The organism is Mycolicibacterium arenosum, assembly GCF_024320865.1.
Taxonomy (GTDB): Bacteria; Actinomycetota; Actinomycetes; order Mycobacteriales; family Mycobacteriaceae; genus Mycobacterium; species Mycobacterium arenosum.
The window spans coordinates 355,981-374,041 of sequence record NZ_JANDBD010000006.1; the positions used below are offsets into that span (position 1 = coordinate 355,981).

General features: G+C 70.5%; 15 protein-coding genes. 8 read left to right on the forward strand and 7 right to left on the reverse strand.

The window, feature by feature from the left end:
- The first annotated feature begins 40 nt into the window (after positions 1 to 40).
- Positions 41 to 835, forward strand: a complete 795-nt coding sequence (locus tag NM203_RS16975) for a ParA family protein (RefSeq protein ID WP_255061181.1) — start codon at positions 41 to 43, stop codon at positions 833 to 835.
- Here the strand turns inward: NM203_RS16975 and NM203_RS16980 are convergent.
- On the reverse strand, positions 832 to 2,043 hold the full coding sequence (locus NM203_RS16980) for an Rv3212 family protein (protein ID WP_255061182.1): 1,212 nt from the start codon (positions 2,041 to 2,043) through the stop codon (positions 832 to 834). The two genes, NM203_RS16975 and NM203_RS16980, sit on opposite strands and share 4 nt — an antisense overlap.
- Before the next feature lie 7 nt (positions 2,044 to 2,050).
- Positions 2,051 to 3,580: a DEAD/DEAH box helicase gene (locus tag NM203_RS16985; protein ID WP_255061183.1), complete on the reverse strand. Its 1,530-nt coding sequence runs from the start codon at positions 3,578 to 3,580 to the stop codon at positions 2,051 to 2,053.
- Positions 3,581 to 3,828: 248 nt separating this feature from the next.
- Here NM203_RS16985 and NM203_RS16990 point away from each other — a divergent pair, with 248 nt between their 5' ends.
- Positions 3,829 to 4,518 carry a ferritin-like fold-containing protein gene (locus NM203_RS16990; protein ID WP_255061184.1) on the forward strand — a complete coding sequence of 230 codons (690 nt, stop codon included), beginning with the start codon at positions 3,829 to 3,831 and terminating at the stop codon, positions 4,516 to 4,518.
- 19 nt (positions 4,519 to 4,537) lie between these two features.
- Here NM203_RS16990 and NM203_RS16995 read toward each other — a convergent pair whose 3' ends face one another.
- Positions 4,538 to 5,260, reverse strand: a complete 723-nt coding sequence (locus tag NM203_RS16995; protein WP_255061185.1) for an RAD23 family protein — start codon at positions 5,258 to 5,260, stop codon at positions 4,538 to 4,540.
- A gap of 210 nt (positions 5,261 to 5,470) precedes the next feature.
- Between NM203_RS16995 and NM203_RS17000 the strand changes: the two genes are divergently transcribed.
- Positions 5,471 to 5,728 (forward strand): DUF3107 domain-containing protein, encoded by a 258-nt coding sequence (locus NM203_RS17000; RefSeq protein WP_255061186.1) that lies wholly within the window; start codon positions 5,471 to 5,473, stop codon positions 5,726 to 5,728.
- Here NM203_RS17000 and NM203_RS17005 read toward each other — a convergent pair.
- Positions 5,715 to 6,389, reverse strand: a complete 675-nt coding sequence (locus NM203_RS17005; protein WP_255061187.1) for an HTH-type transcriptional activator FasR — start codon at positions 6,387 to 6,389, stop codon at positions 5,715 to 5,717. The genes NM203_RS17000 and NM203_RS17005 overlap by 14 nt on opposite strands.
- Positions 6,390 to 6,574: 185 nt before the next feature.
- Here NM203_RS17005 and NM203_RS17010 point away from each other — a divergent pair, with 185 nt between their 5' ends.
- The 3 genes from NM203_RS17010 (at position 6,575) to NM203_RS17020 (ending at position 9,817) form a co-directional block, all read left to right on the forward strand.
- Complete coding sequence (locus tag NM203_RS17010) at positions 6,575 to 7,636, forward strand: DUF3152 domain-containing protein (RefSeq protein ID WP_255061188.1); 1,062 nt, start codon at positions 6,575 to 6,577, stop codon at positions 7,634 to 7,636.
- A gap of 113 nt (positions 7,637 to 7,749) precedes the next feature.
- Positions 7,750 to 8,925, forward strand: coding sequence for an adenylyltransferase/sulfurtransferase MoeZ (gene moeZ / locus NM203_RS17015; protein WP_255061189.1), 1,176 nt, complete (start codon positions 7,750 to 7,752; stop codon positions 8,923 to 8,925).
- 37 nt (positions 8,926 to 8,962) lie between these two features.
- Positions 8,963 to 9,817 (forward strand): TIGR02569 family protein, encoded by an 855-nt coding sequence (locus NM203_RS17020; protein WP_255061190.1) that lies wholly within the window; start codon positions 8,963 to 8,965, stop codon positions 9,815 to 9,817.
- A gap of 345 nt (positions 9,818 to 10,162) precedes the next feature.
- On the opposite strand, the gene NM203_RS17025 is transcribed toward NM203_RS17020, so the two are convergent.
- Complete coding sequence (locus NM203_RS17025; RefSeq protein ID WP_255061191.1) at positions 10,163 to 10,468, reverse strand: MGMT family protein; 306 nt, start codon at positions 10,466 to 10,468, stop codon at positions 10,163 to 10,165.
- Between the two features lie 2 nt (positions 10,469 to 10,470).
- Positions 10,471 to 11,235, reverse strand: a complete 765-nt coding sequence (locus NM203_RS17030) for an alpha/beta fold hydrolase (RefSeq protein WP_255061193.1) — start codon at positions 11,233 to 11,235, stop codon at positions 10,471 to 10,473.
- Between the two features lie 63 nt (positions 11,236 to 11,298).
- Between NM203_RS17030 and NM203_RS17035 the strand changes: the two genes are divergently transcribed.
- On the forward strand, positions 11,299 to 14,412 hold the full coding sequence (locus NM203_RS17035) for an ATP-dependent helicase (RefSeq protein WP_255061194.1): 3,114 nt from the start codon (positions 11,299 to 11,301) through the stop codon (positions 14,410 to 14,412).
- Positions 14,409 to 17,627 (forward strand): ATP-dependent helicase, encoded by a 3,219-nt coding sequence (locus tag NM203_RS17040; RefSeq protein WP_255061195.1) that lies wholly within the window; start codon positions 14,409 to 14,411, stop codon positions 17,625 to 17,627. Before NM203_RS17035 ends, NM203_RS17040 begins: the two co-directional genes overlap by 4 nt.
- Here NM203_RS17040 and NM203_RS17045 read toward each other — a convergent pair.
- The gene (locus NM203_RS17045) at positions 17,624 to 18,025 is read right to left on the reverse strand and encodes a DoxX family protein (protein ID WP_255061196.1); all 402 of its coding nucleotides are present in this window, start codon (positions 18,023 to 18,025) and stop codon (positions 17,624 to 17,626) included. The two genes, NM203_RS17040 and NM203_RS17045, sit on opposite strands and share 4 nt — an antisense overlap.
- Positions 18,026 to 18,061 lie beyond the last annotated feature (36 nt).

Genomic DNA, 18,061 nt, shown 5'->3' on the forward strand with positions numbered 1-18,061 from the left:
CATCCCCGGTGCACGACTCCGGACGTGCCAGGATGAACGCGTGACTCGGGTACTTGCGGTCGCCAACCAAAAAGGTGGGGTCGCCAAGACGACGACCGTGGCCTCGGTGGGTGCGGCCATGGCGGAGAACGGCATGCGGGTACTGCTCGTCGACCTCGATCCTCAGGGGTCGTTGACGTTCTCGTTGGGCCACGACCCCGACAAGCTGCCGGTGTCGATCCACGAGGTGCTGCTCGGCGACGTCGAACCGGACGCCGCGCTGGTGACCACCCCCGAAGGCATGACGCTGCTGCCCGCCAACATCGACCTCGCGGGCGCCGAGGCGATGCTGCTGATGCGCGCCGGTCGCGAGTACGCGCTGAAACGGGCGCTGGCCAAGGTGTCGGACGGCTTCGACGTGGTGATCATCGACTGCCCGCCGTCGCTGGGCGTGCTGACGCTCAACGGGTTGACCGCCGCGGACGAGGTCGTCGTGCCGCTGCAGTGCGAGACGCTCGCGCACCGCGGTGTCGGGCAGTTTCTGCGCACGGTCACCGACGTGCAGCAGATCACGAACTCCGATCTGGTGCTGCTGGGCACGCTCCCGACGCTCTACGACTCGCGGACCACGCACAGCAGGGACGTGATCTTCGACGTGGCCGATCGTTACGGGCTGGCCGTGCTCGCGCCGCCGATCCCGCGCACGGTGCGGTTCGCCGAGGCCAGCGCGTCCGGTTCCTCCGTGCTGGCGGGCCGGAAGAACAAGGGCGCCCTCGCGTATCGCGAGTTCGCGAAGGCGCTTCTCAAGCACTGGAAGACGGGTAAGGACCTGCCGACCTTCACGCCGGAGGTCTAGCCGAGGGCGACCAGGGTGTCGCCTCGCTGCTCGAGCACGGTGCTGCCCGCGATCGCGGGGACCACGGCCTCCTGCGACGGCGGTCGTGCGACGTCGATGTGCCGGTCCGGGGCGCCGCTTTCGGCGTCGAACACGTCGTAACCGGTGGTGACGGGCACCAGCAGCTTGCCCACCATGACGGTGGCGGGACCGACGGGGGCCTGCCCGCCGACGGGGCTGACGGTGTACTTGTACTTCAGCCCGTTGGTGTCGAACACCATGACGCTGTCGCCGGTCCACCACGTGACGACGTCGTCGTTCCCCGACGCAACGGCGTTGGGGGAGGGCGGTTTCGGGATCAGCGTGCTCGCGATCGTCTTCCCGTCCTCGTCGATGACGTTGACCGTCGGCTTGGGCGTCGGCACGTAGACCGCGGCGGTGGTGCCGGACACGGCTATCACCCGAGCGCTGTCGTCGTCCGGCACACCGGTGAGGGGCACCGACTTGGTCAGCGGCTCGTCCTCCTCCTTGTCGGCGCGCAGCAGCGTCAGCCGGGGCTCGGACGCCTGCGGGCACGACTCGATGACCGCCACCTGCGACCCGCTCCCGGCGGCCGACACCAGGCGGCAGATCGGCTGCGCGGGCACCTTCGGCTTGATCCGTGCGTCGAGAGCGCCCCAGCTGAGCATCCGCACCATGTCGGAGCGCCACTGCTCGAGACGGCTGTCGCCGTAGGACAGGACGGTCGTGCCGTCCGATGAGAGCCGGACCTCGGGATCGGAGTAGGAGGAGCGGGTCGCGCCCCGCTTGCCGTCCTTGCCGCTCAGCGTCGTGACCTGACCGCAGCCGCGATCGTCGGGGTAGACGGCCACCGCGTCGTAGTAGACGTAGGTGACGCCGCACAGGTCCCTGTCGCGTGCGTAGCTCCACAGCACGTCGCCACTGGTGGCGTCGCGACCGTCGACCTGTTTGCCGTCGCCGGTGACGATGCTGCCGCCCGCCACGACCGGCCGGTCGGTTTTCGGGCTGGGCGCGGACCACAGTTCCCGCAGCGTGGTGGGCACCTCACGGGCGACGCTCAGCCCCGGTACCGGTTCGGCCGCCGGGCGGCTGATCGTCGCCCTCGCGTCGCTGGTCCACCACAGCAGCGCGGCTGCCACGGCGACCACGACGACGATGGCCAGTGCCGCGACCAGGTCTGCCCTGGTGCGGCGTTCCGGTGCGACCATCTGCTCGCTAGCCGGCGTTGCTCGACGCGGCGTTGGGGCGACGGCGGCGACGCCGCTTCCTGGCGGGGCTCGGCGCGTCGCCGGCCTCCGACGTCGGCGCTGCCGCGTCGGTCGACTCGACGCCCTCGACGTGACCGGTCGCGGCCTCGCCACCGCGGGTGCGGCGCCGGGAGCGGGTCCGGGCGGGCCGCTCGGACTCACCGCGTTCACCACCGTCACCGCGCTCACCGCGGTCACCGCGGTCACCGCGGTCGCGGGGTTCGCGCTTCGGCTTGTCGGCGGTGCGCGTGGGCCTGCCGATGGTTCCCGTCACGCCGGCGGGGATGTCCAACTCCTCGTAAAGGTGGTCCGAACTCGAGTAGGTCTCGACGGGGTCGGGGGTGTCGAGTCCGAGCGCCTTGTCGATCATCGTCCAGCGAGGCAGCTCATCCCAGTCGACCAGCGTGACGGCGATGCCGGTCTTGCCCGCGCGCCCGGTGCGGCCGATGCGGTGCACGTAGGCCTGCTCGTCCTCGGGGATCTGGTAGTTGATGACGTGCGTGATGTCGTCGATGTCGATGCCGCGGGCTGCCACGTCGGTGGCCACGAGCACGTCGACCTCACCGGTGCGGAACGCCTTGAGCGCCTTCTCGCGAGCACCCTGGCCGAGATCGCCGTGCACGGCGCCGACCTTGAACCCGCGTTCGGCCAGTTCGTCGGCGACCTTCTGCGCGGTGCGCTTGGTGCGGGTGAAGATCATCGTCGCGCCGCGCCCGTTGGCCTGCAGGATGCGGGCGACCATCTCGACCTTGTCCAGCGCGTGCGCGCGGTAGGCGTGCTGCTTGGTGGTGTCGTGCGTCTGCGACGACATGGGGGCCTCGGCGCGGATGTGCGTCGGCTGGTTCATGAAGGTACGCGCCAGCGTGATGATCGGGCCGGGCATGGTCGCCGAGAACAGCATGGCCTGCCGCTCGGTGGGGATCTGCTTGAGGATGCGCTCGATATCGGGCAGGAAGCCCAGGTCGAGCATCTCGTCGGCCTCGTCGAGGACCAGTCCCGAGAGCCCGCCGAGCTGAAGATGGCCCTGCTGAGCGAGGTCGAGCAGTCGGCCGGGCGTGCCGACCACCAGGTCGACGCCCTTCTGCAGTGCTTCGATCTGCGGTTCGTAGGGGCGCCCGCCGTAGATCGAGGTGACGACGAACTTGCGCTCGCCCTCCTCGCCCGCCTTCAGGTACTTCGAGGCGGCGGCGAGATCGCCGTACACCTGCAGACACAGCTCACGGGTGGGCACCACGATGAGGGCGCGGGGAATGCCGTTCAGCGGGCGGGTCTGGTCCGTGGTGATGCGGTGCAGCAGGGGCACGCCGAAGGCGAAGGTCTTGCCCATGCCGGTACGGGCCTGACCGATCAGGTCGTCACCGGCGAGCGCCAGCGGCAGGGTCAACTCCTGGATGGCGAACGGGTGCTCGATGCCGTTCTCGGAGAGCGCCTTGACGATCTCGTCGCGGACGCCGAGGTCGGCGAAAGTGGTGTTGGGATCTGTGGTGATGTCAGTCATGCGTGGTCGATGAACCTTCCGGTGTCTGCGTCTCGTCGAGTTCTACTCGTGGCTCTAAAGGCGCTGTCGTCACGCGCGCACGAGGAAAGAGAAGCGAGAGGGCCCCGGCTACAGAACAGTCCAGATAGCGGGCCGACACGTGCACGCACATTTCTCGGAGGCGACGGAATGGTCGCTACCGATGACCATTGTAGCTGGTCGTGGTTCCGGAGCGGGCATGGCGGCGGGGGCGGTCTAAAGTCGACCGCATGTCCTCGACTCCCGAGCAGGCCGGCCGGACCGCGACAGCGGAGGTGGCAGCCGAACATCCCGGCGTCGTCGAGTTGTTCGCGTTGCTGGCGTATGGCGAGGTCGCGGCGTTCTACCGGCTCACCGACGAGGCGCGGATGGCGCCCAACCTGGCGGGCCGGATCAACATGGCCAGCATGGCCGCCGCGGAGATCAACCACTACGAGATCCTCCGCGATGCCCTGGAGAAGCGGGGTGTCGACGTCGTCCCCGCGATGACGAAGTTCGCCTCGGCGCTGGAGAACTACCACCGGCTCACCACCCCCAGCACCTGGCTCGAGGCGCTGGTGAAGACCTACATCGGTGACGCGCTCGCCGCGGACTTCTATCTGGAGATCGCCGACGCGCTGCCCGACGAGGCTGCCGACGTCGTGCGCGCGGTGCTCTCGGAGACCGGCCACTCGCAGTTCGTGGTCGCCGAGGTGAAGGCGGCGGTGACCGCGAGCGACAGGCAGCGGCACCGCTTGGCGCTGTGGTCGCGCAGGCTCCTGGGTGAGGCGATCACGCAGGCGCAGTTCGTGCTGGCCGATCGCGACGACCTGGTCGATCTGGTGCTGTCCGGCGGTGGTGGGCTGACCCAGCTCACCGACTTCTTCGAGCGGCTCCAGACCACCCACAGCACGCGCATTCGCGAGCTCGGATTGGCTTAGCCGGCACCGACTTTCGGCGCTACTGGGTGCAGGTGGTGATCAGCGTGTTGTTGTTCTGCGCGGCGACCAGAACACCCGAGGCGTTGGCGATCGAGCAGTTCAGCTGACCGGTCACGCTGGTGGCCGTCACCGACTTCAGTTCGACGCCGGGATCCAGCACGATCTGCTTGGTCCACGGCAGCGCGACGTTGACGTCGGTCTGCAGCGCGCCCTGATTGTCCGTGTAGATGACCGTGACGAGGTCGAACAGCTGGCGGGTGCCGGTCACGCGGTAGGTGACGGTGCGCGGTGACACCGGGGCCGCTTCGGGAGGCGGAGCGACCGTCGGGGTGACCTCGGCGGTCGGAGACGGCGACACGGTGGTGACGGTCTCCGCGGGCAGCGGTGCCGACGGCGGCGCCGCCGAGGTCGACGGGGCCGGCGGCGCGGACGTCGTCGCCGCGGGCGCCGACGTGGTGGGCGCCGGCGGTACGACCGTGGCGGTCACGGATCCGCTGTCTCCGCCGCCGAGGATCACAACGGTGCAGATCACGGCGACGAGCAGGATCGCCCCGGCGACTCCCGCGACCCAGATCCAGCGCCGGTCCATCGGCTCGACGTACGAGTAGACGTCGTCGTCGAGATAGTCGTTGGACTGGTCGTCGGCGTAGGCGTCGTAGTCCTCGATGACTTCGGTGGCGTGGCTGCGGTACCCGTCGGTGCGACGCGGGTTGGTGGAGTACGTCGGGTAAGGCCTGTTCATCGTCTTTCCAGAGGTTGGTAGGACTGTTGGTGAGCTGATGCTATCGAGACTGGAGTGACGGGTGAGGTTGACGCGCTGCGCTTTTGATCACGGTCCGGACACACTTGCATGCCGCGCGATTCGGCTTCTGGCGTAGCGCCCACCCCATCCCATCGAGTGCGCGTCAACTAGCCTTCATCCGTACGACAACTCGAAATGAAAGGGCCCGGTGTGGAGGTCAAGATCGGCATCGTCGACAGTCCCCGCGAGCTGGCTTTCAACAGCACGCAGTCACCCGCCGAGGTCGAGGAGCTGATCACCGACGCGCTGAAGGGCGACTCCGGTGTCCTCGCCCTCACCGACGACAAGAGCAGGCGGTTCCTGGTGCAGACGGCACGCATCGCCTACGTCGAGATCGGCGCCGCGGACAGCCGCAGGGTCGGCTTCGGTGTCGGAGCCGTTGGTGCGGAGTCCGTTAAGACCGGGTGAGCGGTACGTGTGACAGGCCGCCCCACGCGAACTGGACGGTGCCGGCGACGGCGTCTGCCTTCGTGATGGGGCGGTCGCTGTCCAGCCAGTATCTGGCGCAGTCGACGCTGATCGACACCAGGCCGACCGCGATCATCCTGGCGCGGTGCGCCTCGAGGCCCGAATCGCTGCTGATCAGGTCGAACACGGCGTCGGTGCAGGCTTCGGTGGCGACTTTCACCTGAGCCGACACCTGGGGTTCGGTCACGTAGTCGTTCTCGAAGATCAGCCGGTAACCCTGGCCGTCGTGCTCGATGAAGTCGAAGAACGCCGCCACGGCGGCGGTGAGGCGCTGCCGGTTGTCGGTCGTCGTCCGCAGTGCCGAGCGGACCCCGGAGACCAGGTTGTCGACGTGCCGCGCCAGCACCGCGAGATAGAGCTCGAGCTTGCTCGAGAAGTGTTGGTAGAGCACCGGCTTGCTGACGCCGGCGCGGTCGGCGATCTCGTCCATGCCGGCCGCGTGGTAGCCGCGGTCGACGAACACCTCGCTGGCCGCGATCAGCAGTTGGCCGCGTCGCTCGTCGCGGGGCAACCTGTTGCCGCGCCTGTTACCACCGGGGGATGCGTCGCTGCTCGACGACTTTCCACCTCTCCTCTCGGCGGTATTGGCCAGCTCGCTCATCGGACCGACACTACTACCCGCTGCTGGCGGCGGCGGGCAGGAGCGGAGCGACCGGGGGTTGTGTCGGCGGGCAGGAGCGGAGCGACCGGGGGTTGTGTCGGCGGGCAGGAGCGGAGCGACCGGGGGTTGTGTCGGGTGGCGCGCCGGAGCAGCGCCCGCGCGTCGCCCTGTGCCATTCTGGTGCGGTGACCTACGACCCCGGACGTCGAAGGGGCGAGCGCAGCGACGCGGAATACAGAGGCGGTGGGCGGGTACCGGTGCTGCGCAACGAGTACCGCGAACCGCTGCGTGCGCAGCGCGACCCGCTCGCAGGCGAGCAGGGCCGGATGCGCGCCAACCGCGACGAGCACCAGCAGGTGCGCAAGCAGTCGTGGCTCGGTCGCTTCGTGTCCACCTACGGCTGGCGCGCGTACGCCCTGCCGATCCTCGCCGTGATCACCGGCGTCGTGATCTACCAGACCATCACCGGTACCGGAGCGACGGACACCGTCGACGCCGAGGGGCCCATCCAGGGGCCGCCGACCATCCAGGCGGCGAGCACGGCGATCGTCGGCGCCCCGCCGAAGGGCATGACGCAGTTCGACGCCAACCTGCCCGCGGGCATCCTGCCCGACGGCGGGCCGTTCACCGAGGCGGGCGCTAAGACGTGGCACATCGTGCCGGGGTCGTCGCCGCAGGTGGGGCAGGGCTCGTTGAAGAACTTCACCTACACCGTCGAGGTCGAGGACGGTATCGACACCGCGCCGTTCGGCGGCGACGAGGCGTTCGCCCGGATGGTGTCCGAAACGCTCTCGAATCCGAAGAGTTGGACGCACAACACCCAGTTCGCCTTCACCCGCGTCGACGACCCGCAGGCGACCCCGGACTTCCGGGTGTCCCTGACCTCGCCGATGACCATCCGCGAAGGCTGCGGCTACGACATTCCGATCGAGACGTCCTGTTACAACCCCGCGTACATGACGGACCAGCCGCGGGTGTTCATCAACGAAGCACGCTGGGTGCGCGGCGCGGTGCCGTTCCAGGGCGACGTCGGGTCGTATCGCCAGTACCTGATCAACCACGAGGTCGGGCACGCGATCGGCTATCAGCAGCACGAACCGTGCGCGGAGGAGGGCGCGCTCGCGCCGATCATGATGCAGCAGACCTTCTCGACCAACAACAACGACGACGCCCGCTTCGATCCGGAGTCGGTGCAGCCCGACGGGAAGACGTGTCGTTTCAACCCGTGGCCGTACCCGATCGCCTGACCGGTGTGAAGCCGCCCCCCGCCGGGAAGGTAAACCGCGGGATTGCCGTTGAATGACTGTGCCTGGTCTGATTGATCACGGCTGCTACAGCCCACTAGTCGAGGAGCGAACAGGTGTCGCCGTTACCGCCGCTGGTCGAACCGGCCGCAGAGCTCACGCGTGAAGAGGTCGCACGCTACAGCCGCCATCTGATCATTCCGGACCTCGGCCTGGACGGGCAGAAGCGGCTCAAGAACGCGAAGGTGCTCGTCATCGGTGCCGGCGGGCTGGGCTCGCCGACGCTGCTGTACCTCGCCGCCGCGGGAGTGGGAACCATCGGAGTCGTCGAGTTCGACGTCGTGGACGAGTCGAATCTGCAGCGCCAGATCATTCACGGCCAGTCGGATATCGGCCGCTCCAAGGCGCAGAGCGCGCGGGATTCGATTCTGGAGATCAACCCGCTGGTGAACGTCGTGCTGCACGAGGTGCGGCTCGAGCCGGAGAACGCCGTCGACCTGTTCGAGCAGTACGACCTGATCCTCGACGGCACCGACAACTTCGCGACGCGCTATCTGGTGAACGACGCCGCCGTACTGGCGGGCAAGCCGTACGTCTGGGGCTCGATCTACCGCTTCGAGGGCCAGGTGTCGGTGTTCTGGGAGGATGCGCCCGACGGTCTGGGATTGAACTACCGCGACCTGTACCCGGAACCGCCGCCCCCCGGCATGGTGCCGTCGTGCGCGGAGGGTGGTGTGCTCGGCATCCTGTGCGCCTCGATCGCGTCGGTCATGGGTACCGAGGCCATCAAGCTGATCACCGGCATCGGTGATCCGCTGCTCGGACGGCTCATGGTCTACGACGCCCTCGACATGACGTATCGCACCATCAAGATCCGCAAGGATCCGGCTCGGGAGAAGATCACCGAGCTGATCGACTACGAGTTGTTCTGCGGAGTGGTGTCCGACGACGCCGCCGCTGCAGCAGCCGATTCGACGGTGACTCCCCGCGAGCTGCGCGACATGCTGGACGCGGGACGCAAGGTCGCGCTCATCGACGTGCGCGAGCAGGTCGAGTGGGACATCAACCGCATCGACGGCGCCGAGCTGATCCCCAAGTCGGCGCTCGAGGCGGGGGACGGGTTGGCGAGGCTGCCGCAGGACCGGACGCCGGTGCTGTACTGCAAGACGGGCGTGCGCTCGGCCGAGGCGCTGGCCGCCGTCAAGAAGGCCGGTTTCGCCGACGCGCTGCACCTGCAGGGCGGCATCGTCGCCTGGGCGAAGCAACTCGAACCCGACATGATCATGTACTGACGGCTCGTCAGCCGGGCCGGGCCTTAGGCTGACCCCTGTGAGTGCCGACCGCCCGCCCGACCATGTTCTGGTGGCGTTCGGCCTCACCGGGCTTCGGCCCGTTCCCCTCGGATCGAGCTGGGAGGGCGGCTGGCGTTGCGGCGAAGTCGTCGTCTCCATGGTGGCCGACCACGCGCGTGCCGCGTGGTCCGCCAAGGTGCGCGAGACGCTGTTCGTCGACGGCGTCCGGCTCGCTCGCCCCGTCCGCTCCACCGACGGCAGGTACGTCGTAGCCGGCTGGCGCGCAGACACGTTCGTCACCGGTACGCCCGAACCGCGGCACGACGAGGTGGTGTCCGCGGCGGTCCGCCTGCACGAGGCGACGGCCAAGCTCGAGCGGCCGCGGTTCCTCACCCAGCCGCCCAGCGTGCCGTGGTCGGAGGTCGACGTGTTCGTCGCAGCCGACCGGGCGGCGTGGGAGGAGCGGCCGCTGCACGCGCTGCCGCCCGGCGCGCTCGTCGCACCGGGGTCGGCGGACGGCGCCCGCTCCATCGACCTGCTCAATCAGCTGGCCGCACTTCGCAAGCCGACGCGCAGCCCCAGTCAGTTGGTGCACGGCGACCTGTACGGCACCGTCCTGTTCGCGGGTACCGCCGCGCCGGGGATCACCGACCTCACCCCCTACTGGCGGCCGGCCTCCTGGGCCGCGGGGGTCGTGGTGGTCGACGCGCTCGCGTGGGGCGACGCCGACGACGGTCTGGTGGAACGCTGGGGTTCGCTGCCGGAGTGGTCGCAGATGCTTCTACGTGCGCTGATGTTCCGACTGGCCGTTCACGCGCTGCATCCGCGGTCCACCGCTGCGGCGTTCCCCGGACTGGCCAGAACCGCCGCCCTGGTGCGTCTCGTTCTTTAAACGCAGGGTCCGCCCCGAAAAAGCGAGGGTTTTCCCCGTATCGAGGCACTCTCTCGGACTATTAGCGTGATCGTCGTTGGCAAAGCCATTTCGGTGAGGGGTTCGAGATGGTTGTCTGCCCCAACCGCGTCGGGGCGGCGATCGGCGAAAACGTTCGGAGCGAGGGGAGTTCCGAGGGGGACGGGTTCGCTGATCGCGCTCCGGTCGGTTTCGCCCGTCAGCAAATCATCGTGCGGCGGTCGCCATTCCTCGGATTCACCGCCAAATTCCCGGATATCGGCGAAATTGTGGGGGGCAACGCGCTGGCAAATGCGCAACGGGTTACCGAATTGATCTTGTCAGACGTCAGAATGCGTGTCGCACGGAGTTCTCGCCGCGCAGCGGCACCCGACCGTCGGCGGCCAGCACCCCCTCGGCGCGCAACCGCGCCAGTTGCCGGGTGGCGAGGTGCGCAGCGGGCCGACCGGCCGCCGTGATCACCCGGTGCCAGGGCAGATCCGACGAATCGGTGCGCATGATCCACCCCACGATCCGCGGACTGGACAGGCCGGCCGCGTCCGCGATGTCGCCGTAGGTCGCCACTCGGCCCGCCGGTATCGACGAGACGAGCGCACGCACCGCCTCGACCTGTTCCTCGGTGACCGCGGCCACGGTCAGGTCAGCCGGTCCCGGATCACCGCTGCCGTCTCGACGGGCATGGCCTGCGCCACCATGTGATCGCAGTCGAAGTCGAGCAACGTGAAATCGGCGCCCAACCGGTCCCGCAGCCCGTTCACCAGAGCGTCGGAGACGTAGGCCGGTGCGGTTCGCGTCGCGCGCACGAGGGTGACCGGGACGGTTGGCCACGCGATCGGCCGTGCGAGTTCGCTCCAGTAGGACATCATCGCGGGAACGCTGATGCGCCAGCCCACTCGGCCGGTGGGCAGCGTGATCAGGTGCTCGTCCAGTTCGCGTTCGAGCTCGTCGGTGGGCACTTCGCCCCACGACCCGTTCACCTTCTCGTCGCGGGCCTCGGCGCGGTCGGGGTAGTCGGGGGAGGAGAGCATCTCGTCGGCGATCTCGCGCATCCACCGTCCGTCGAGACCCACCGCGGGGTCGAGCAGGACGAGCTGCGTGACCAGTTCGGGGTGCGCCGCGGCGAGGTGCAGCGCGACCGCACCGCCGAACGAGTGTCCGACCACCAGCGCAGGGCCGTCGAGCAGTGCGGCGAGGGCCGCCGCGTTGGCGTCGATCGTCCACGGCGCGTCCCACGACGACCGGCCGTGACCCAGGAGATCCGGCGCGAGGACAGCGGTCTCCGGCAGATGGCCGAGCGACAGTGTCTCCCAGCGTCGTCCGTGTCCGGTCAGCCCGTGGATCGCCAGCACCTCAGCGGGTCGCTTCGGACCGTACCGGTGGACGTGTAGCGCGTCGGTCATGGCGTCGATGCTGCCAGTTCCGCTCCGGGCCGGAATGTCGGACCCCCGTGGTGTCATTCCCGCATGGCCGCTCCACACACCGCACTGTCGCCCGACGCTCTGGTCACCCCCGGCGTACGTGGGACAGTCCGCGTGCTCGGCGGCCCCGGCACCGGGAAGTCGACGCTCCTCGTGAAGGCCGCTGCGGCCCACGTGAGCGCTGGTCTGGATCCGGAATCGGTTCTGCTGCTGACGGGTTCGTCGAGGCTGGGCACGACCACCCGTGCCGCCATCACGTCGGCCGTGCTCGGTGACGGCCGCGGTGCCGTGCGCGAGCCGCTGGTCCGCACCCTGCACTCGTACGCGTTCGCGGTGCTGCGGCTGGCGGCGCAGCGCAACGGTGATCCACCGCCGCGGTTGATCACCAGCGCCGAGCAGGACGGTGTCATCCGCGAACTGCTGGCGGGTGATCTCGAGGACGGCGACCACGCGTCGGTGCGCTGGCCCACTCAGCTGCGCCCCGCGCTCGGCACCGTCGGTTTCGCGGCGGAACTGCGCGATCTGCTGGCGCGGTGCGCCGAACGCGGCGTGGATCCCGTTGAGCTGCAACGCATCGGGCGACGCGCCGGGCGACCCGAGTGGTCGGCCGCCGGCCGGTTCGCGCAGGTGTACGAGCAGGTGATGCTGCTCAGATCGGCTGTCGGCATGGCGGCGCCACAGGCCACGGTGCCCGCCCTCGGCGCCGCCGAACTCGTCGGCGCCGCACTGGAGGCGTTCGCCGCCGACGCGGATCTGCTCGCGAACGAGCGGGCGAGGGTCCGGCTGCTGCTGGTCGACGACGCCCAGCACCTGGACCCGCAGGCGGCACTGCTGGTGCGCGTGCTCGCGGCCGGCGCCGATCTCGCCGTGATCGCCGGTGACCCAAGCCAATCGGTGTTCTCCTACCGCGGTGCGGACCCGGCGCTGCTGCGTGACGACGTGCATCCCGCGATCGTCCTCACCGAATCCCGTCGGTGCGGCGTCCACGTCGCGCGCGCCGTCAACGGCATCGCGCGCAGGCTGCCCGCGGTCGACGGCGTCACCGAGATCGCCGGCGCGGAGGACCGGACGGGCTCGGTCACGGTGCGGATCGCGGCGTCGCCGCACGCCGAGGCGGCCGTCGTCGCCGACGCCCTGCGCCGCGCCCACCTCGTCGACGGGGTGCCGTGGTCTCAGATGGCGGTGCTGGTGCGCTCGGTGCCACAGGTGGGCGCCGCGATCAGCAGGTCGCTGACCGCGGCAGGTGTGCCGGTGGTACAGCCTGCAGTCGCCGGGCCACTGGCCGAACACCCCTCGGTCGCCGCCCTTCTCACGGTGCTGGACGCCACCGCGGACGGACTCTCCGGAGAGCGGGCGCTCACGCTGCTGACCGGTCCCATCGGCAGGGTCGACCCCGTGTCGCTGCGCCAGTTGCGGCGCACGCTGCGCCGGGCCGACGACAGCGGGCGGGACTTCGGCGACCTCGTCGTCGGCGCCCTCAACCGCGATGACGTCACGCTGCCCGACCAGCTGGCCCGGCCGTTGCGCAGGGTCCGTGCGGTGTGTCGGGCCGCGGCGCGCAGCCACGCGGGCGGCGAGGACCCGCGGTTCACGCTGTGGCAGGCGTGGCACCACTCGGGCCTGCAGCGGCGGTGGCTGGCCGCAGTCGAGCGCGGCGGTGCGGCGGGGGTGCAGGCGGGACGCGACCTCGAGGCTGTCACGGCGCTCTTCGACGTCGTCGAGCAGTACGTCGCGCGCACCACCGGTGCGACGCTGCGCGGTGTCGTCGACCACCTACGCGCGATGGTCCTACCCACCACCCGCCGCGACGACCACCTCGACGGCGACGCGGTGACGGTGTTGTCCGCGCATGCAGCGCTGGGCCGTGAGTGGGAGTTCGTGGTGCTCGCCGGGGTGCAGGAGGGCCTGTGGCCCAACACCGTTCCACGCGGCGGCGTGCTCGCCACCCAGCACCTCGTCGACGTTCTCGACGGTGTCGGCGAGACGGGGGTGTCCACCCGCGCTCCGCTGCTCGCCGATGAGCGCAGGCTCTTGGTGGCCGCACTCGGCCGGGCTCGCTCACGTGTGCTGGTCACGGCGGTCGACGGCGACGGCGACGACGGCGCCGTCCCGTCGGCGTTCTGCGACGAGTTGAGTGCGCTCGCAACCGGCGGGGAGGTCGCCGAGCCGCCGGCACCCGTACGCGCGCCGCGAGTCCTCGCGCCCGCGGCGGTGGTCGGCCGACTGCGCGCGCTCGTCTGCGCCCCCGACGACGAGGTCGACGACGACGTACGCGCCTGCGCCGCAGCGCAATTGGCTCGGCTCGCCGCGTCGGGAGTGGTCGGTGCCGCGCCGGAGCAGTGGCACTGCGGGACGGTGCCGTCCACCGGAGAGCCGCTGTGGTCGGGGGAGGACCACGTGGTGACCATGTCGCCGTCGACGCTGCAGACCCTCGTCGACTGCCCGCTGCGGTGGCTGCTGGAACGCCACGGCGGTCGCGACGGGCGCGATGTCCGCTCCGCGCTCGGGTCGGTGGTGCACGCGCTCGTCGCCGATCCGACCGCGTCCGAGGAGCAGATGGTGTCTGAGCTCGAAAGGGTATGGGCGGAGCTGCCTTTCGATGCGCAGTGGCATTCCCTCAACGAACTCGAGCGGCACCGCGCCATGGTGGCGACGTTCGCGGAGTGGCGGGCGCAGACCCGGTACGAGCTCACCGAGGCGGCCTCCGAGATCGAGGTCGACGGTGTGCTGGCACCGGTCGCCGACGGGCCGGGCGTGCGGGTGCGCGGTCGGGTCGACCGGCTGGAGCGCGACGCCGAGGGCAGGCTCGTCGTCGTCGACCTGAAGACCGGAAAGTCGCCCGTCAGCAAGGACGACGCTCAGAGCCACGCCCAGCTGGCGATGTACCAGCTGGCCATCGCCGAGGGGTTGGTGCCCGAGGGGTCGCAACCCGGCGGGGGGCGGCTGGTCTACCTCGGCAAGACGGGCGCGGCGGGTGCCACCGAACGCACTCAGGACGCGCTGACACCCGAGGCGTGCGACGACTGGCGCGCACGTGTCCGGCGGGCTGCGGCCGACAGCAGGGGACCGGAGTTCACCGCGCGCGTCAACGACGGCTGCGCGCACTGCCCTGTCCGCTCGATGTGCCCCGCACGGGCCGCGCTGGGAGGTGGCGCGTGAACGCGCAGTACGGACCCGCGGAATTGGCCGACGCGCTGGGCCTGTTCCCGCCGACCGACGAGCAGGCCGCGGTCATCGCGGCGCCGCCGGGGCCGCTGGTGGTCGTCGCCGGCGCGGGCGCGGGCAAGACCGAGACCATGGCCGCGCGGGTGGTGTGGCTCGTCGCCAACGGTTACGCCGACCCCGGCCAGGTGCTCGGTTTGACGTTCACCCGGAAGGCCGCCGGCCAGCTACTGCGGAGAGTCAGGACCCGGCTGGCGCGGTTGGCCGGAGTCGGGTTGGCGCCCGGCGTCGCCACCGTCGACGAGCCGCCCGCCATCGGCACGTACCACGCGTTCGCGGGCACCCTGCTGCGCGAGCACGGCCTGCTGCTGCCCGTCGAGCCCTCGACTCGGCTGATCGGTGCAACCGAGCTGTGGCAGTTGGCTTTTCGCGTGGTGTGCGAGTATCCCGGCACGCTGGACACCGACAAGACGCCCGGCACCGTCACCGGCATGGTGCTGAGGTTGGCCGGTCAGCTCGCCGAACACCTCGTCGACACCGACCAGTTGCGCGACACCCACACCGAGCTCGAGCGTCTGGTGCACACGCTGCCCCCCGGTCCACGCCAGCGTGACACCGGGCCCACCAAGCAGTTACTCGGCGTGCTCGACAGTCAGACGGAGCGCACGATGCTGCTGCCGCTCGTCGACGCGCTGCACGCCAGGATGCGCGCCGACAACGTGATGGACTTCGGCATGCAGATGGCCGCGGCGGCGCGGCTGGCGTCGCGTTTCCCGCAGGTCGGCAGCGCGCTGCGGCAGCGCTACCGCGTGGTGCTGCTCGACGAGTACCAGGACACCGGCCACGCGCAGCGGATCGCGCTGTCGTCGCTGTTCGGTGGCGGAGTCGACGACGACCTCGCGCTGACGGCCGTCGGCGACCCGATCCAGTCCATCTACGGCTGGCGAGGCGCCTCGGCGACCAACCTGCCGCGCTTCACCACCGACTTCCGCCTCTCGGACGGCACGCCGGCGCCGACCCTGGAACTGCGCACCAGCTGGCGAAACCCGCCGCGGGCGCTGCGGTTGGCGAACGCCGTGTCGGCCGAGGCGCGCACTCGATCGGTGGCGGTGCGCGAGCTGCTTCCGCGCCCCGGCGCCCACCCCGGCGATGTGCGGTGTGCGCTGCTCTCCGACGTGGCGGCCGAACGGGAGTGGGTCGCCGATCGCATCGCGCAACGTCACCGGAATGCCTGCGCGGCAGGCGAACCCGTGCCCACGACCGCGGTACTGGTGCGGCGCAACGCCGACTCCGCTCCGATGGCCGACGCCCTGACCGCGCGCGGGGTACCGGTCGAGGTGGTCGGCCTCGGCGGCCTGCTCGCGGTGCCCGAGGTCGCCGACGTCGTCGCCATGCTGCGGCTCGCCGCGGACCCCACCGCCGGGATTTCGGCGGTGCGGGTGCTCACCGGGCCGCGGTGGCGGCTCGGCGCGTCCGACATCGCCGCGCTGTGGCGACGCGCCGTGGAACTGGACGGCCCCGGCGGGGATCGCGGGTCCGTCGAGCACGCCGTCGCCTCGGCCGCGCCCGATGCGGACGCGGCGTGCCTCGCCGACGCCGTCTGCGATCCCGGCCCGGCCGACCGCTACTCCGCCGAGGGGCTGGCGCGCATCGTCGCGCTGGGCCGTGAGCTGACCGCGCTGCGCGGACAGCTGCAGCACTCGCTGCCCGACCTAGTCGCCGAGGTGCGCAGGATGCTCGGCGTCGACGCGGAGGTGCGCGCCGCCCAGCCGGTGTCGTCGGGCTGGACCGGAACCGAACACCTCGACGCGTTCGCCGACGTGGTGGCCGACTTCGCGGCGAGGCCCGCCGCGACGGTCGGCGCACTGCTGGCGTACCTGGATGCGGCGTTGGAGGTCGAAGGCGGGTTGGCCCCCGCCGCGGTCGCGGTGGCGGGGGACCGCGTGCAGATCCTCACCGTGCACGCGGCCAAGGGACTGGAGTGGCAGGTCGTGGCCGTGCCCCACCTCAGCGCCAGGGTGTTCCCGTCCACGACGTCGCGCCGAACCTGGCTCACCGACGCCGGCGATCTGCCGCCGCTGCTGCGCGGTGACCGCGCGACCGTCTCAGAGCACGGTGTGCCGGTGCTCGACACGTCCGATGTCAACGACCGGAAAGCGTTGTCCGACAAGCTCGACGCTCACAAGCGAAGCCTCGACCAGCGGCAGGTCGACGAGGAGCGCCGGCTGCTCTACGTCGCACTGACCCGTGCCGAGGACACCCTGCTGCTCTCCGGGCACCACTGGGGCGCCACCGAACTGAAGCCACGCGGCCCCTCGGATTTCCTGCTCGAGATCAAGCGGGTGCTCGAGGACGAGCCGGATGATCCCTGCGGTGTGGTCGAGCACTGGGCGGCGGCGCCCGCCGACGGCGAGGCGAATCCGATCCGCGAACAGGTGGTCGAGCGGTCGTGGCCGGCGGCGGTCGACGACGCGGCCCTCCGTGGGGCGGCGCTGGTGGCGCGCGCGATGACGGGACCCGCACCCGATGGTGTGGACGTCGAGGGCCTGGTGGCCGACGTCGACGCGCTGCTGGCCGAGCGTGAGCGCGCCGGGCGGCGTGCACCGGTGACGCTGCCGCCGCAACTGTCGGTCAGCGCCGTCGTCGAACTGGGTCGTGACCCCGAGGGTGCGGCCGCGCGACTGCAGTATCGGCTACCGGTGCGCCCGGATCCGCATGCGCTGCTGGGCACCGCGTTTCACGATTGGGTGCAGCGGTTCTTCCGCGCCGAGCGGCTCTTCGACCTCGACGACCTGCCGGGGGCGGTGGACGGCGAACTGGGCCGCGCCGACGCCGAGCGCCTCGCCGAGTTGCAGGCGGCGTTCGCGGTGTCGCCGTGGGCGGCGCGCACGCCCGTCGACGTCGAGGTGCCCTTCGACATGATGATCGGCGACCGGGTGGTGCGGGGCCGAATCGACGCGGTGTTCGCCGACGACGACGGCGGCTTCACCGTGGTCGACTGGAAGACCGGTGCCCCGCCGAGCACGCCGGAAACGTTGCAGCACAACGCGGTTCAGCTGGGCGTGTACCGGTTGGCCTGGGCGGCCACACACGGCGTCCCGGTCACGTCGGTGCGCGCGGCTTTCCACTACGTGGCAGGCGGGCGCACGGTCACCCCCGACGCCCTACCGACGGCCGACGAGTTGGCGAACCTGCTGGCGGCCGCTGCCTAGCGCGGCGCGGTGCGGTAGATCTTCAGCGCCGACGTGATCATCGGGATCTGCAGCGGCAGCCGGGCCAGCGTGCCGATGCGGGCGGGCCAGCCCTTGTTCCAGAACGTCCGGACCATGTTGATGTTCGCCGGATAGACCGCGACGTACAGCGCCACCGCGGCGGCCGCTCCGAGGCGTCGCGTCTTGGGTGCCAGCAGCAGGGCGCCGGTGGCGACTTCGCCGACACCGGAGGCCAGCGTGTAGAACCGCGGGCTGCCCGGCAACTCGGCGGGAATCTGCGAGTCGAACGGTTTCGGCGCCACGAAGTGCAGCACGCCCATGCCGATCAGCATCGCGCCCATGCGCTGGGCGGGTCGCTGGCTCGCCGGGCTGTCGGCCGATGGTGTGAGAGAGGTCATGGTTACATTGTGCTGTGCTGCGCCGGGAGCGAATGA

Bases quoted from the DNA above. Each gene is read 5' to 3' on its own strand.
- NM203_RS16980 (WP_255061182.1), bottom strand. From the start codon at position 2,043: ATGGTCGCACCGGAACGCCGCACCAGGGCAGACCTGGTCGCGGCACTG.
- NM203_RS16985 (WP_255061183.1), bottom strand. From the start codon at position 3,580: ATGACTGACATCACCACAGATCCCAACACCACTTTCGCCGACCTCGGC.
- NM203_RS16990 (WP_255061184.1), top strand. From the start codon at position 3,829: ATGTCCTCGACTCCCGAGCAGGCCGGCCGGACCGCGACAGCGGAGGTG.
- NM203_RS16995 (WP_255061185.1), bottom strand. From the start codon at position 5,260: ATGAACAGGCCTTACCCGACGTACTCCACCAACCCGCGTCGCACCGAC.
- NM203_RS17005 (WP_255061187.1), bottom strand. From the start codon at position 6,389: ATGAGCGAGCTGGCCAATACCGCCGAGAGGAGAGGTGGAAAGTCGTCG.
- NM203_RS17030 (WP_255061193.1), bottom strand. From the start codon at position 11,235: ATGACCGACGCGCTACACGTCCACCGGTACGGTCCGAAGCGACCCGCT.
- NM203_RS17035 (WP_255061194.1), top strand. From the start codon at position 11,299: ATGGCCGCTCCACACACCGCACTGTCGCCCGACGCTCTGGTCACCCCC.
- NM203_RS17045 (WP_255061196.1), bottom strand. From the start codon at position 18,025: ATGACCTCTCTCACACCATCGGCCGACAGCCCGGCGAGCCAGCGACCC.